The sequence below is a fragment of the Bradyrhizobium sp. HKCCYLS20291 genome (assembly GCF_051167715.1).
Taxonomy (GTDB): domain Bacteria; phylum Pseudomonadota; class Alphaproteobacteria; order Rhizobiales; family Xanthobacteraceae; genus Bradyrhizobium.
The window spans coordinates 1-13,816 of the sequence record NZ_JBNPTO010000003.1 but is presented as its reverse complement, the minus strand read 5'-3'; the positions used below and the strand labels follow the sequence as shown (position 1 = coordinate 13,816).

At 64.9% G+C, this 13,816-nt stretch carries 13 protein-coding genes; 3 read left to right on the top strand and 10 right to left on the bottom strand.

The genetic code is table 11. From position 1 onward, the window contains the following. Nucleotides 1-6 precede the first annotated feature (6 nt). Both ACQR07_RS08025 and ACQR07_RS08020 read right to left on the bottom strand, forming a co-directional pair. Nucleotides 7-771 carry an ABC transporter ATP-binding protein gene (locus ACQR07_RS08025; protein WP_434901788.1) on the bottom strand — a complete coding sequence of 255 codons (765 nt, stop codon included), beginning with the start codon at nucleotides 769-771 and terminating at the stop codon, nucleotides 7-9. Continuing rightward, nucleotides 771-1,799 carry an ABC transporter substrate-binding protein gene (locus ACQR07_RS08020; protein ID WP_434901787.1) on the bottom strand — a complete coding sequence of 343 codons (1,029 nt, stop codon included), beginning with the start codon at nucleotides 1,797-1,799 and terminating at the stop codon, nucleotides 771-773. The genes ACQR07_RS08025 and ACQR07_RS08020 overlap by 1 nt, the downstream gene beginning before the upstream one ends. A gap of 123 nt (nucleotides 1,800-1,922) precedes the next feature. Here ACQR07_RS08020 and ACQR07_RS08015 point away from each other — a divergent pair, with 123 nt between their 5' ends. Further along, entirely contained in the window at nucleotides 1,923-2,633 is a 711-nt protein-coding gene (locus ACQR07_RS08015; protein ID WP_434901786.1) for a GntR family transcriptional regulator, read from the top strand. 26 nt (nucleotides 2,634-2,659) lie between these two features. On the opposite strand, the gene ACQR07_RS08010 is transcribed toward ACQR07_RS08015, so the two are convergent. Further along, on the bottom strand, nucleotides 2,660-4,843 hold the full coding sequence (locus ACQR07_RS08010; RefSeq protein ID WP_434901785.1) for a HAMP domain-containing methyl-accepting chemotaxis protein: 2,184 nt from the start codon (nucleotides 4,841-4,843) through the stop codon (nucleotides 2,660-2,662). A gap of 432 nt (nucleotides 4,844-5,275) precedes the next feature. On the opposite strand from ACQR07_RS08010, the gene ACQR07_RS08005 reads away from it, so the two are divergent. Next, the gene (locus tag ACQR07_RS08005) at nucleotides 5,276-5,710 is read left to right on the top strand and encodes a response regulator (protein WP_434901784.1); all 435 of its coding nucleotides are present in this window, start codon (nucleotides 5,276-5,278) and stop codon (nucleotides 5,708-5,710) included. Beyond that, on the top strand, nucleotides 5,691-9,299 hold the full coding sequence (locus ACQR07_RS08000) for a PAS domain S-box protein (RefSeq protein WP_434901783.1): 3,609 nt from the start codon (nucleotides 5,691-5,693) through the stop codon (nucleotides 9,297-9,299). The genes ACQR07_RS08005 and ACQR07_RS08000 overlap by 20 nt, the downstream gene beginning before the upstream one ends. A 60-nt stretch (nucleotides 9,300-9,359) precedes the next feature. On the opposite strand, the gene ACQR07_RS07995 is transcribed toward ACQR07_RS08000, so the two are convergent. The 7 genes from ACQR07_RS07995 to ACQR07_RS07965 form a co-directional block, all read right to left on the bottom strand. Beyond that, nucleotides 9,360-9,995 carry a response regulator transcription factor gene (locus ACQR07_RS07995; protein ID WP_434866292.1) on the bottom strand — a complete coding sequence of 212 codons (636 nt, stop codon included), beginning with the start codon at nucleotides 9,993-9,995 and terminating at the stop codon, nucleotides 9,360-9,362. Between the two features lie 452 nt (nucleotides 9,996-10,447). Beyond that, nucleotides 10,448-10,954, bottom strand: coding sequence for a response regulator (locus ACQR07_RS07990; RefSeq protein ID WP_434902263.1), 507 nt, complete (start codon nucleotides 10,952-10,954; stop codon nucleotides 10,448-10,450). Between the two features lie 180 nt (nucleotides 10,955-11,134). Beyond that, nucleotides 11,135-11,458: a PilZ domain-containing protein gene (locus ACQR07_RS07985; protein WP_434866294.1), complete on the bottom strand. Its 324-nt coding sequence runs from the start codon at nucleotides 11,456-11,458 to the stop codon at nucleotides 11,135-11,137. A gap of 33 nt (nucleotides 11,459-11,491) precedes the next feature. Next, nucleotides 11,492-12,361 (bottom strand): CheR family methyltransferase, encoded by an 870-nt coding sequence (locus ACQR07_RS07980; protein ID WP_434901782.1) that lies wholly within the window; start codon nucleotides 12,359-12,361, stop codon nucleotides 11,492-11,494. Between the two features lie 29 nt (nucleotides 12,362-12,390). Continuing rightward, the gene (locus ACQR07_RS07975) at nucleotides 12,391-12,780 is read right to left on the bottom strand and encodes a response regulator (protein ID WP_434866296.1); all 390 of its coding nucleotides are present in this window, start codon (nucleotides 12,778-12,780) and stop codon (nucleotides 12,391-12,393) included. Nucleotides 12,781-12,810: 30 nt separating this feature from the next. After that, a complete protein-coding gene (locus ACQR07_RS07970; protein WP_434901781.1) occupies nucleotides 12,811-13,284 on the bottom strand; it encodes a chemotaxis protein CheW in 474 nt (157 codons plus the stop codon). Nucleotides 13,285-13,309: 25 nt separating this feature from the next. Further along, on the bottom strand, nucleotides 13,310-13,816 hold a 507-nt coding region (locus ACQR07_RS07965), incomplete at its 5' end, for a response regulator (RefSeq protein ID WP_434901780.1).

The following is a 13,816-nucleotide window of genomic DNA, read 5'->3' as shown; positions in this document are numbered from 1 at the left end:
CGGCCCTCAATGTGCCGTTACGGGTTCAGAAAACAGCAGATCATGGATCTGCTTCTCCAGCCGCGCGGCGCTGCCGTCCTCGGCCGAGACCTTGTCGACGTCGATCACCTCGGCCTTGACCCGGCCGGGATGCGGAGACAGCAGCAGGATGCGGTTGCCGATCTTGATGGCTTCCGCGATCGAATGCGTCACGAACAACACCGTGAATTTGGTCTCGCTCCAGAGCTGCAAGAGTTCGTCCTGGCAGGTCCGCCGCGTCAGCGCATCCAATGCCGCGAACGGCTCGTCCATCAACAGAATGTCCGGCTCCATTGCCATACCCCGGGCGATCGCGACGCGCTGCTTCATGCCGCCCGACAGCGTGTGCGGATAGGCATCGACGACGCGGGTCAGCCCGACCTTCTCGATGTAGGCGCGCGCCCTGCTCTCGGCGTCTTTGCGCGGCATGCGCCGCGCCGTCAGGAGCGGGAACATGACGTTGGCGAGCACGGTCTTCCAGGGCAGCAGCTGATCGAACTCCTGGAAGATCATCATGCGGTCGGCGCCCGGACCGGTGATCTCGCGGCCGTTGATCTGCATCCGCCCTTCGCTCGGCTTGATGTAGCCGCCGACGGCCTTCAGCAAGGTCGACTTGCCGCAGCCGGAGGGGCCCAGCAGCACGAAGCGGTCGGAGCGGTCGACGGAGAAGCCGACGCGCTCGGTCGCGGTGACGACGGCACTGGAAGTCTTGTAGCGCAGGGTCACGCCGTCGACGTCGAGGAGCGCGGACATCAGTTGCCCTTCAGGTCGTGCGCGACGGGCAGATAGTAATCGGTCCAGGCTTTCGGCTGGGTCTTGATGGTGCCGATCTTGGCGAGATGCGCCGCGAACTTCATGGTGCCCTGCGGCTCCAGGTTCCATTCCATCATGCCGGGCTCCTTGAGCCAGGCGAGCAGGTCCTCGACCGAGGTCTTGTCGCCGGTAATCTCCTTGTAGATTTCGACCGCCGTCCTGGTGTCGCTGCGGATCAGGTCCTGCGCCTCCTTGGTGGCGTCGCGCACCGCCTGGACGATCTTCGGATTGGCGTCCGCGAACTTCGTGGTGGTGAAGAACTGCGCCTGGCTGAGCGGACCACCCATCACCTCGGGCGAGTTCAACACGACATGCGCGCCGGGAACGTTCTTCAGTTCGAGAAACGTAAAGGGCGGGATCGAGAAGTGGGTGTGAACCTCGTGCTGCGGATTGCTCAGCGCGGTGTAGGCGTCGGGATGGCCGAGCTGCACGGTGTTGGCGTCGAGCTTGTTCCACTGGTCGGCGCCGAACGCCTCGGCCGCCGCGATCTGCAGCACGATCGCCTGGGTCGAGACCTTCACGGTCGGCACCGCGATCTTGTCGGTCGGGCCGACATCCTTGATCGACTTGATGTTGGGGTCGCGGCTGATCAGCGTCATCGGCTGCGCCGAGGTCGCGACGATACCCTTCACGCCGCCGCGGGTGCGGTCCCACAACAGCAGGAGATTGCCGGTTCCGGTGTTGAGGATGTCGACACTGCCCGCCAGCAGCGCATCGGTCTGCGCGCCGCCGCCGGAGAAGGTCAGCCATTTCGTGGTGACGCCGGGCACGCCGAGCGCCGCAGCATGCTTCTCGATCAGCTTCTGCTTCTCGATGATGTGGCTCGGCATGTAGAAGATGCCGGGCTGGCGCGACAGCGAGATCTCGGTCTTCTGCTGCGCCTGCGCAGCACTCCAGGGCGCTGCGATCAGCATCGTGGCCAGCAGGCCGGCGGCGCGTGTGGCCGAGCGCCCGAACTTCTCGAACATGGGACATCCTCCTCGCGCCGGCTCCTTCTTGACGGCCGGCGACCAGATGCACTAATGCATTAGTGCATCTCTGACAAGCGCAGATCTTGCGCCTGCGACATTCGAGCCGGACGTCCGACCTCCATGGCCCTGCCCGCGACGCCTCCTGCGCTTTCCGCTGCCGAGCGGCTCGATCCGAGCCGGCGCGCGGCGCCGCAGGTGTTCGAGCGGCTGCGCGATCAGATCATCGCGCTGGCCCTGCCGCCGGGCGCACCCTTGTCCCGCGTCGCGCTGCAATCCGAGTTCGGCTTGAGCTCGACACCGATCCGGGATGCGCTGATGCGGCTGGCCGAGGAGGGTCTGGTCGAGATCTTCCCGCAGCATGCGACGCTGGTCAGCCGCATCGACGTCGGCAGGGCGCAGCAGGCTCAGTTCCTGCGGCAGGCGCTGGAGCTCGAGATCGTGCGCCTGCTCGCAGCCGAGCCCGCGCAGTCCCTTGCCGATGAACTCAGCGGGCTGGTCGCTCAGCAGCGACGTTTCGCAAGGGACGGCGACCTCGCCGTCTTCATGCTGGCCGACAACGCCTTCCACGAGCGCCTCTACACTGCCGCGGACAAGCACGAGCTGTGGACGTTGGTGCGCAGCCGCAGCGGCCACATCGATCGGCTTCGCCGGCTGCATTTGCCGTCGCCCGGCAAGGCGCAGACCATCCTGCGCCACCACAAGCAGATCGTGGAGGCGATCGCCGCGGGCCGGCCCGATGAAGCGCAGGCGCATCTGCGCGAGCACCTCACGGGAACGCTGAGCGACCTCGCCACCATCCGCGACCGCTGGCCGGACTATCTCAGCGGATAGCGGCTAGGGTCGGGCACAAGGCACCGTCAGGCCGCCCGGCGCCGTCCGGCACTGCGGTTGGCGCGGCGTTCCGGACCCCGGTAGTTCGGATCGTCCACCACACGACGATCGAGTGCGCCGCTGCGCAGCCTGACGAAGAACTCCTGAACCTCCGCGGCAAGGCTCTCGGCCACGCGCGAGACGTTGTTGGATGCGCCGCGAACACTGTCGGCCGACTGGCTGGTCTCCTCGATGGCCGCGCTGACGGTGGAGATGTTGGAGGCCAGCGTCTTGCTCCCCGACGCCGCCATCTGAACGTTGTGCGAGATCTCGCGTGTCGCGGCGCCCTGCTCCTCCACCGCGCTGGCGATGGCGGTGGTCACGTCTGCCATCTGGCGCATCGCCGTCGAGACCTCCTTGACCGAGGAGACCGCATTGCTGGTCGAGCTCTGGATGCCCTGCACGTGCTGGCTGATCTCCTGCGTCGCCTTGGCGGTCTGCTCGGCGAGCGACTTGACCTCCTGTGCGACGACGGCAAAGCCGCGGCCGGCCTCACCCGCGCGCGCCGCCTCGATGGTCGCGTTGAGCGCCAGCAGGTTGGTCTGCGCGGCGATGGCCTGGATCAGGTCGACGACGGTGGAGATGCTCTGCGCCGCCTGTGCCAGTCCCTCGATCTCGGCCTCGGATCGTGCCGTGGTGGCGTTGGCGTTGCGTACCGTCACGTTCGACAGCTCGATCTGCCGGCCGATCTCGACGATGGAGCTCGTCAGCTGCTCCGCGGCCGCAGCCACCGTTTGCACGTTGACGGCCGTCTTCTCGGATGCGCCCGCCGCGGAAGCGGCCTGCTCGGTCGCATGGCCGGCGATGCCGGTGAGGGATTCGGCCGTGTTGCGCATCACGCCGACATTGTCGTCGACTTCCGACAACAGCTCGGTCGACTTGATGCGGAAGGCTTCGACCGCCTCTTCCATGTTGCGGTTCATCGCCTCGCGCGCTTCCGCCTCGCGGACATAGTTCGACGATGCCTGCTGCTGCGCGATCACATTGTCGCGGAACCCCGCCACCGCCCGGGAGACGTCGCCGATCTCATCGCCACGCGATGCGGTCTTGAACGCAACCGTGGTATCGCCGTCCGACAAGCGGGCGGAATCAGCCACCAGCTCCCGGATCGGCCTGGTGATCGAGCGGGCCACCAGGATCGCGATACTGAGCGACAGCGCGAGTCCGATCGCCAGCAGCGACCATTCGGTGATCATCAGGCCCTCCATGAGCGCAGTCACGGCCGCAGAATCCTTCACCAGCGTGTCCAGCTGGTTGGTCTTGAGTCCGTCCCCCAATGTCCCGTCCGCACGCCGCCTGCCGTCCAGCAAGTCGAGCAGCTTGTTGGCGCGCGGCGCGGCTTCGGTCGCCAGCAGGAACACGGCGGCATTCCATTGCGGCGACTGGCGCAGCGCGAAGATGCGGTCGGGAAGCCGTGCAAACGCCTCGCTCGCCTGCGCGATCTTGTCGAAGGCGGCCTTCTGCGACGAGGTCAGCAGGCCTGCCTGGGACGTCAGGCTCGCCACGGCATTCTTGTAGTTGGCATAGGGGCCGGTGAACTTGTCGCGGTCCGACGGATCACCCGAGGCGACATAGAGCCTGAGCTGCGACCCTGCGGCGGCGAGGTTGCCGCGCAAATCGGCCATCGTCTTCAACAGGCGCTTGCGCTCGGGCGTCGCCTCCAGACCGCTTTCCTCCTCGATCATCTTGGTGACCTCGGCGAACATGGTCGCGATCAGCGGCGATGCCTCGGCGCCGAGCAGCTTCGTGGCGGGATAGGCATCCGGCGTGAAGGCCGCACTCTCGGCCTTGTCCTGGGCCGCCCTGAACTCGTTGAGCAGCGGCTTGGCCTCCGCCCACAACGCCCGGTTCGCCGGAACGCCAAAGCCCGCGGCAAGCTTGTCGAACTCTGCAATCGCCTTGTCGAAATCCGCCCACAGCGCCGCACGGCGCTGCTTCATCTCGGGATCTCCGGTGAGCAGGTAGCCGCGCAAGGCCGCGAGCGTGGCATGGAGGTTGGCGACCAGTTGCGTGCTGCTGATGGCGACCGGCGACCTCAACCCCACGATCTTGCGAAAGTGCTGCGAAGCATCCGACACCGCATAGGCCGAATAGCCCACGGCACAGGCGAGCAGCAGGCAAACCAGGCCAAATCCGGCGAGCAGCCGGCTCTGGATTTTTGCATTCGACATGAAACCAAGCATTACGTCCCCCACCACGTCCAGAGATCCGCCTCATCGATTTCGAGACACGGGGCCGATCTCCAACAGTCCTGTCCCCAGATCGCATGCTCCACGCGGCGCGCTCTGTACCCACGCCGCTCATTGCAATCATTCCGGGAACCGTGATGACTTTTCTATTGATGGGATTAAGCCAATGTGAAGCGTTCCCGCCGTACAACTACGGCGCGAGTGCCTCAAATTCAGGCAGCGGCGCAGTTTGAGCAGGGCACCCACGTCCATCCCGAGATCGATCGCCAGATCCTGCTGATGTGGCTGCTGCGCCCTGACGTCCCCAGCCGCACATGTGACTTGTTCTGCGAGGCGCTTGCGGAGCGTCACAAATTCGGCAAAACCTCTACAACTGACCGTTGGTCTTGCTGCCAGCCATTCGGGAGATGCAGCGTGGCGAAGATTCTGGTCGTGGACGACGATCCAGTCATGCAGATGACGATCGAGCGCCTGCTCGAGCAGGGAAGCCATGCCGTGTCGGTGGCCAGTGACGGCCAGAAGGCGCTCGCCCGCTTTGCCGAAGAGAAGTTCGACCTGGTCGTCATGGACATTTTCATGCCGGGCATGGATGGCCTGGAGACGATGCGCCTGATGCTGAAGCAGGCGCCGGACACGCCGATCCTGATGACGTCGGGCCGTTCGCACACCCCCAATGCGATGGCCGAGCCCGACTATCTTACCATGGCGACCAAGCTGGGTGCGGTGTCGGCCTTGCCGAAGCCGTTCAAACCGGCAAGTCTGCTGGCGATGGTTTCCGATTGCCTGGAGCGCGCAGGCAAGACCGCTGCTCCGTCCCGGCCAGGCCCCGATGCTATTTCGAACCCCTGACAGCAAGATCGGCCAGGAGCCTGCGCTGAGCGGTTCCGCCGGCGCGAGCGAGGCGCGGGGTCTCGGCCGGCGCGTCACGCTGACGACACGCCTGGCGATCGCGATGATCCTGCTAGTCGCGGTCGCGGTGTTCGCCGTCGGCTGGCTCGGCTATCGCAGCCTGGAGCGCGCGCTGCTGCCGCGCGCGCTCGACCGCATCGAGTCGCACTCTCGCCTGATGGCGACGGAACTCGAGAACTATGTCGGCGGCGCCCGCAACGATCTCAACGGCTATCGCGCCGAGCCCAATCTCGCGACCCTCATTCGCACATCGAAGTCGGGCGGGCTGGACCCGCGTGAAGGCCTGTCGGCACAGTCCTGGCGCGAGCGGGTCGCGACGCGCTATTTCGCCGAGCTGCAGGCCAAGCAGACCTATGCCATGGTCCGCCTGGTCGGGATCGAGAACGATTATCGCGAGATCATCCGTGTCGACCGGCTCGGCCCGGGCGGCAGTGTTCGCATTGTTCCCGAAAGCGAGCTGATCACACGCGGCGAACGCCCCTACATCAAGGAGACGCTGCGCCTCCCGCCCGGCGAGATCCGGGTCTCGCCGGTCGTTCTCGACGGCAACACCACGGATCCGAAAACGGGCGTCCCGATGCTCTGCGTCGGCACCCCGGTGCTCGCGGCGGACGGCAAGCCGTTCGCCATCCTGATCCTCGATCTCGACATGCGGCCGATCTTCGCGCATCTGCGCAACGCGGCCCGGCCGGGCGCGCATCTGTACGTCGTGAATGCCCGCGGCGACTATCTCTTCCATCCTGAATCCGATCGCGAGTTCGCCTCCAAGCGCGGCGGATCGACACGGTGGCAGGACGATTTCCCGACGCTGGCCAGCGCGGCCGGTTCCATGGAGGGGTTCGCGCGGATCGTGCACGACGAGGCGGAAGGTCCCGGTGGGGTCGCCTTCGCGCCGACGATGCTCGCCGGGCAGGAATGGGTGGCGGTGATCGAGACCATCCCGAACACGGCCTTCATGGCCCCGGCTCTCGCCATCCGCAAGACGGCGATCGAGGTCGGCCTGATCGCCATGCTGTGCGCGGCCGCGCTCGCTTTCGTGGTCGCGCGATCCCTGACCCGCCCGATCAATCAGCTGACGCAGGCCGTCGAAGGCGTCGGACGCGGCGAGCCGGTGAAGATTCCCCTCGAAGCGATCGGCGAGACCGGAGTGCTGGCGCGGGCCTTCGCACGCGTGATCGAGGAGGTGCGCACCAAGACGGCCGAACTCGAGCGCGAGGTCCAGGAGCACTACCTGACCGAGGCCGCGCGCGATCATTTCGCTGCGCGCGAGCGGCTCTACAGCGCCGCGGTCGAATCCTCCAGCGACGCGATCGTGACGCTGTCGCTGGACGGAACCGTCACCGCCTGGAATCCGGCCGCCGAAACCATGCTGGGCTACTCCGCCGAAGAGGCCGTCGGCCGCCCGAGCGATTTCGTGGTTCCGCCCGACCGGATGTCCGAGGCACAGGACATCCTGGTCCGCGTCGCGCGCGGCGAGCGGATCCAGCATTTCGAGACCGTGCGCATCCGCAAGGACGGCGAGCCCATCCTGGTTTCGCTCAGCGTGTCGCCGATCAAATCACCGACCGGCCAGATCATCGGCGCGTCCAAGATCGCACGCGACATCACCGAGAGCCGCAGGACCGAGCAGGCGCTGCGGCAGCAGACCGAAGAGCGCCGGCGCATATTCGAAACCTCTCAGGATCTCATCCTGATCACCGACCGCACCGGAGTCCTGGTGCAGGTGTCGCCGAGCGTGGAGGCCATTCTCGGCTATGCGCCGGCCGAAATGATCGGCCGCAGCTGCGCCGACTTCATTCATCCCGACGATCTGGCCAAGTCGCGCGAAGAGCTGCGAGCCTCGCGCCAGGGGCTCCGCGCGCTCAACACCGACAGCCGCTACATCCACAAGGACGGCCGCGTGGTGACGCTGGCCTGGACGTCGAGCTGGTCCGAGCCGGTGCAGCGCCACTTCTTCATCGGGCGCGACATGACGGAGAGCCGCCTGGCGCAGGAGACCCTGCGCGAGAGCGAGCAGCTGGCCCGCAACATCATCGAGACTGCGCTCGATGCCTTCATCCAGATCGACGACAAGGGCCGCATTCTCAACTGGAACTCCCAGTCAGAGAAGATCTTCGGCTGGCCGCGCGCGGAGATCATCGGGAAGGACATCTTCGACCTGATCACCGTCGGCGAAGAGGGCGAGGAGCTGCGCGCCGCGCTCGGCCGCATTCTGCTGACAGGCCAGGCCAGCGCGCTGGGCATCGGACGGCGGCGCGAGGTGATGGTGAGACGCCGCGACGGCCGCGAATTCAAGGCCGAGGTGAGCGTCACCGCGTTGAAGACCCGCAACGGATTCGTCTTCAACGGCTTCTTCCGCGACCTGACCGACAAGGTGGCCGCAGAAGAGCGCATCAGGCAATCCGAGAAGATGGAGGCGATCGGCCAGCTCACCGGCGGCATCGCCCACGACTTCAACAACATCCTGACCGTGATCACCGGCACGATCGAGATCCTCGCCGCCGCTGTCGCCAAGGAGCCGCAGCTCGCCGCAATCACCAGGATGATCGACGAGGCCGCCGGGCGCGGCGCCGACCTCACCCAGCATTTGCTGGCGTTCGCACGCCGGCAGCCGCTGCAGCCGCGCGAGGTCGACGTCAACACGCTGGTCATCGATACGGCAAAACTGCTGCGTCCGACGCTGGGCGAGCAGGTCGAGATCGAATCGGTGTTCCGCGAGGAGACCTGCGCAGCCCACGTCGATCCCAACCAGCTTGCCACCGCCATCATCAACCTGGCACTGAACGCCCGCGACGCGATGCCGAACGGCGGCAAGCTCATCCTGGAGACCGGCTGGGCCGATCTCGATGAGAACTATGCGAGCCTGTACGACGACGTCCGCCCGGGGCGCTACGCGATGATCGCGGTCAGCGACAGCGGCAGCGGCATTCCGGCGGCCATCATCGACAAGGTGTTCAATCCGTTCTTCACCTCGAAAGGGCCGGGCAAGGGAACGGGCCTCGGACTATCGATGGTCTACGGCTTCGTGAAGCAGTCGGCCGGGCATATTCGAATCTACAGCGAGGAGGGACACGGCACCACCATCCGCATGTATCTGCCGCCCGGAAGCGAGGGCGCGATCGCGCCGTCGTCAGGCGCTGCACCGGCCGTCAAGGGCGGTCACGAGACGATCCTGGTGGTGGAGGACGACCGGCTGGTCCGGGGCTATGTTCTCGCCCAGCTGCACGCGCTGGGCTATGCGACCCTCGAGGCGGCGAACGCCGCTGAAGCGCTGTCGATCGTCAATGAGGGCCAGCCGTTCGATCTCCTGTTCACCGACATCATCATGCCGGGCACCATGAACGGGCGTCAGCTCGCCTCGGAGATCCAGCGCATCCGCCCGGGGCAGCGCGTGCTGTTCACCTCCGGGTACACCGAGAACGCCATCGTCCATCACGGCCGGCTCGACGAGGGACTGCTGCTGCTGGCAAAGCCGTATCGCAAATCCGAACTCGCGAAGATGATCCGCACGGCGCTCGCCGCGGATTGAGGCCGTTTCCAGCACCGCTTCAAGACTGCGACTCGCCCCGCACCGACCGCCGGCGCACCGTCAGTTGGTGCGCGAGGCCGTCATGACGATGCGAATCAGATCGGCGGCGTTTCGTGCGCCGAGCTTCTTCATGATGTTGGCGCGGTGATCCTCGATCGTGCGTGGGCTGATGCCGAGCGTGCGCCCGGCCTCCTTGTTCGACGCTCCGGCCGTGAACTGTTCCAGCACCTCGCGCTCGCGCCGCGTGAGCGGCTCCCGTCCGGGAAAATGCAGCGAGCCGATCTTCGGCGAGGCGTTTTCCTTCTGTCGCCGCGCGAACGCGCCGATGGCCTCGTTCAGGCGCGCGACGATCTCGCTGCCGCGGAAGGGCTTCTCGATGAAGTCGAGGGCGCCGTACTTGATGGCATTCACGGCCATCGGAATATCGCCCTGGCCCGAGATCATGAAAATAGGCGCCGGGTAGTCCTCACCATGCAATTCCCTGAGAATGTCGAGGCCGGATTTTCCGGGAATGTGAACATCGAGCAGGATACAGGCCGGTGTCCGGCTGCGCGCGACGGCCAGCAACGCGGCGCCATCGGCAAAACAGATCACCTCGTAGCCACCCGACGACAGGACCATCGAAAGTGTGTCACGCACGGCCGGATCGTCATCGACGACGAAAATCTCACCGCGGGAATTTGTTTGTTCGGCCATGGGCGATTGCTCTTGCAAAGGAGAAGAAACAATGAAGCACGCGTCTTATGATACCATATTCGGCGGGCGTTTTGAGCACCCGTATTTGTACGGCTTATGACCTTAGCCCACAAGTAGTAGCGGCAGCAGATCAGCGAAGCGCCATGACGAGAACACGAACTCGACACGATCTCAAGGCGTTCCTTCCGGCGTTTTGCTGCCTTGCAAAACACATCGGTACGAATTGGTCATGATCGGAGTCAAATTCGCGGCCAGGGCGGCCGTTCGCCATCAAAGCGCATCAGAGCTGCGCGTCACATTTCGATCAACCACTGCAATCTCTGCACGACAGTCAACACAAAGAAGCCGGCGCAGCGCCGCCTCTAGCCCTTGTTTGGCCTATCGACAGATGGCGCCGCAGCTGTGTAACCCGGCGGGAGGGCTCTATTCCCAGCGCCGACCGTACGGCAAGTTCAAGACCGGTGCTTCGCAGCAACTCCGTCGGCGGCGACTCCGCCCCAGGTGTGTACAACGGGAAGCCCCAACGCGGTCTTGCCCAGGTTCGCCAGGAAGATCCGGAGTGCGGCCAAGTCGACCGGCTTCGGCAGACTCTGCAGGTCGATCCCCAGGGAACGCGCATAGAGCCGGGCGGCGATTCGCTTTGCCGCATCCATGCCGCTGATGACGATCACCGAGCCTGCAAAGCGGCTGTCGGCGATGGCCTTGAGGACCGCGGTCCCGTCTCCATCCTCGAGCATGAGATCGAGGGTTACGCAATCGAAACGCTTCTTGCCGATTTCGCGGATTGCATCGCTGCAGCTCGCGGCGATCGTGACGACGTGACCGGCCTGCTTCGCCGCCAACGAGATCAGGGTCCTTTGCGCAGCGTCGTCATCGACGACGAGCAGCTGAAGTGCCCGCCGCTCTTGCTCCGCGGCCTCCGGCCGGCTGCCTGCAAGTTCTGAACTCATGACCGACATGGGTCGTTCCCGGAAAAATTGACTGACATCGTTGTCATACACGTCCGATCCTGCGCTCACGTAAAGCGGTGCCGCGAAAAGCGGTGGCCGACCTTAGGATTTGCGCAGGAACCGGGCGCTCGCGCGCACGACCGGGTCGCCGCAATCCGTCGAACGCAAACCAACTGCCGCAGCCACGCATTAGCCTACCGTCGCTTCCTGACCGGAGGACACGCTTCCACGCTTCTTCTTGTTCTTGCCCTTGATGAACTGAATATCCATCTCCGCCCCGTTGACGCGGACCAGCTCACAACGCCGGTACGCGAGCCCCGTCGACGACAACAGCAGGAAGAACTCCTTCAAGTTCAGGCCCTGGATCGATCCCTCCACGGTCAGGACCGCGTCATTGTCCGAGATGGCATTGAGCTGGCAGTCGCGCCGCCAGGTTCCGTCGATGCCCATGATGCAGACATCGTAGCCCCGGCTGAAGGTGACGCGCTCGGTGCCCTTGTTCTCTTCAGACATCTTCGTGTCCCGCTGTACTGTGACGTCGGCGGCTCAATGTCCCGCCGCCGCGACCTTGCTCATGCCGGGGACTGGAGGCTTGGCCGTGGACGCGATGCCGCTCGGACGATAGAGCCCTCGCCGGTCCGCGAGCGGCTTGAACGCGTCGGTGAGGCCGACCACGGTTTCCGCCGCACCGAGAACGAGGAATCCATCCGGCTCCATCAACTTGGCGATCCGTCCGAAGATGTTGATCTTCGTATCCTGATCGAAATAGATCAGAACGTTGCGGCAGAAGACCACGTCGAATGTTCCGAGCTGCGAGAAGTCGTGCAGCAGATTGAGCTGCCGATGCTGGACCATGCCGCGAATGTCGGAGTTGAGCTGCCAAAGCTCGCCGGCCTGCTTGAAGTTTTTGACCAGAAGCTGGATCGGCAGTCCGCGCTGCACCTCGAACTGGCTGTAGAGACCCGCCTTGGACTTCTCCAGCACTTCCTGGGACAGATCGGTGGCAACGATCTCGACCCGCCATCCGCTGAGCGCAGCGCTCATCTCCTTGAGCGACATGGCCAGCGAGTACGGCTCCTGGCCGGTCGAACATGCGGCGCACCAGATGCGTATCGACTTGCGACTGGCGCGCGCCTTCAACAGCTCCGGCATGATCACGTCGCGGAAATGATCGAACGGCACCTTGTCGCGGAAGAAGAACGTCTCGTTGGTCGTCATCGCTTCGACGACCTGACTGACGAGCGTGCTCGAGCCGTCCTTCAGCTTCTGGACGAGATCGCTGATGCTGGCGAGGCCGGCTTTGCGCGCGAGCGGCAGCAGGCGGCTTTCGATCAGATATTGCTTGTCGGCAGACAGATCGAGACCTGACTTGTCTCGAAGCATCTTGCGCAGGAATTCATAATCTGGCTGGTTCACGGGCGGCCTCTTCTGGGCAATCGAAGGGATCAGGCGGATTCGGCTGACAGAGCCTGGATCAGGCCGACTTCCTGGAACTTCGCAGCGACAATTTCTTTGTCGAACGGCTTCATGATGTACTCGTTGGCGCCGGCGTTCAGCGCGCGCGAGATGTGGTCGATGTCGTTTTCCGTCGTGCAGAACACCACCTTGGGACCTTCGCCGCCTGGCAGCCGGCGCAATCGTCCGAGGAAGTCGTAGCCGTCCATCACCGGCATGTTCCAGTCGAGCAGAATGGCTTCGGGCAGGCTCTTGGTGCACAGCTCGAGCGCCTTCTCACCATCTTCGGCCTCGACGACCGAAAAACCCAACTCCTCCAGGATACGACGTGCGATCTTTCGCACCACGCTGGAATCATCCACGACCAGACAGCTGCTCATTTTCATCTCCCTAATGGGACGGTTGAAGGGCTAGGCGGCGATTGCGGCTTTGGGCAGGATCTCGAGCACGCGATCGACGTCGAGGACGACCATCAGCTGGCCATCGAGGCGGTGCACGCCGCCTGCGAATTTCGCCATGCGCGGATCGAGGTTGACGGGATTGTCCTCCCGGCCCGCCTCGGGCAGCCGCAGCACTTCGCCGATCTGGTCGATCAGGAGGCCATAGGACTCGCCGCGCAGGTCGACGCCGACGGCCATCGGCGGCTTGCCGTCGTCGGCCCGGGCAAGCCCGAGCCGTGCGCGCATGTCGACGACGGTGACGATGCGGCCGCGCAGGTTCAAGACGCCGGCGATCTCGGCCGACGACAGCGGCACCCGCGTCACCCGCTCCGGCATGAACACGTCCTGCACCCGCGAGATCGGCAGCCCGAACAGCTGGCCGCCGATCATGGCGGTGACGAACTCGGAGGCCGCACCCTCGGTGGTTTCGATCTTGCTGTTCATCGCACGCTACTCCCTGCCGCTGCTGTTAAGCAGCGCGTCGGTTGGCTTCAGCACGGGCCCGCTCCTCGATCTGCTCCTTCATCGCCGCGATCAGACCGGGACGATCGAACTTGGCGATGTAGTCGTAGAGCCCCGCCTGGCGGCCGCGCTCGATCGCCGCCGGCGACACCAGCGACGACACCGCGATGACCGGCAGCTGATTCAGGTTCTGGTCGGAGCGGATCGCCTCAGCGAACTCGAAGCCGTTCATCTCCGGCATCTCGATGTCGGTGACGACGATGTCGAAGGTGTGCCCGGAGCGCAGCGTCGCGAGGCCCTCGAGCGCCGAGGCCGCGGTGCGCACCTTGTAGCCGGCCGACTTCAACACCGGCGCCAGCATGTTGCGGAAGAACGGCGAGTCGTCGACCAAGAGCACCGACTGCGTCTGCGCCTCGGTCGCCATCTCCTTGCGGATGAACCAGTCGGCGAACGCCATCGGCAGGAAGTGGCCGACGTCGATGACTTCGGTGGCCTGGCCCTTGATCACGGCCGA

Excerpts from the sequence above, each read along its gene's own strand:
- ACQR07_RS07970 (WP_434901781.1), bottom strand. The coding sequence starts at position 13,284 with ATGAACAGCAAGATCGAAACCACCGAGGGTGCGGCCTCCGAGTTCGTC.
- ACQR07_RS07975 (WP_434866296.1), bottom strand. The coding sequence starts at position 12,780 with ATGAGCAGCTGTCTGGTCGTGGATGATTCCAGCGTGGTGCGAAAGATC.
- ACQR07_RS08020 (WP_434901787.1), bottom strand. The coding sequence starts at position 1,799 with ATGTTCGAGAAGTTCGGGCGCTCGGCCACACGCGCCGCCGGCCTGCTG.
- ACQR07_RS08000 (WP_434901783.1), top strand. The coding sequence starts at position 5,691 with ATGCTATTTCGAACCCCTGACAGCAAGATCGGCCAGGAGCCTGCGCTG.
- ACQR07_RS08015 (WP_434901786.1), top strand. The coding sequence starts at position 1,923 with ATGGCCCTGCCCGCGACGCCTCCTGCGCTTTCCGCTGCCGAGCGGCTC.
- ACQR07_RS08010 (WP_434901785.1), bottom strand. The coding sequence starts at position 4,843 with ATGTCGAATGCAAAAATCCAGAGCCGGCTGCTCGCCGGATTTGGCCTG.
- ACQR07_RS07995 (WP_434866292.1), bottom strand. The coding sequence starts at position 9,995 with ATGGCCGAACAAACAAATTCCCGCGGTGAGATTTTCGTCGTCGATGAC.
- ACQR07_RS07990 (WP_434902263.1), bottom strand. The coding sequence starts at position 10,954 with ATGTCGGTCATGAGTTCAGAACTTGCAGGCAGCCGGCCGGAGGCCGCG.
- ACQR07_RS07985 (WP_434866294.1), bottom strand. The coding sequence starts at position 11,458 with ATGTCTGAAGAGAACAAGGGCACCGAGCGCGTCACCTTCAGCCGGGGC.
- ACQR07_RS08025 (WP_434901788.1), bottom strand. The coding sequence starts at position 771 with ATGTCCGCGCTCCTCGACGTCGACGGCGTGACCCTGCGCTACAAGACT.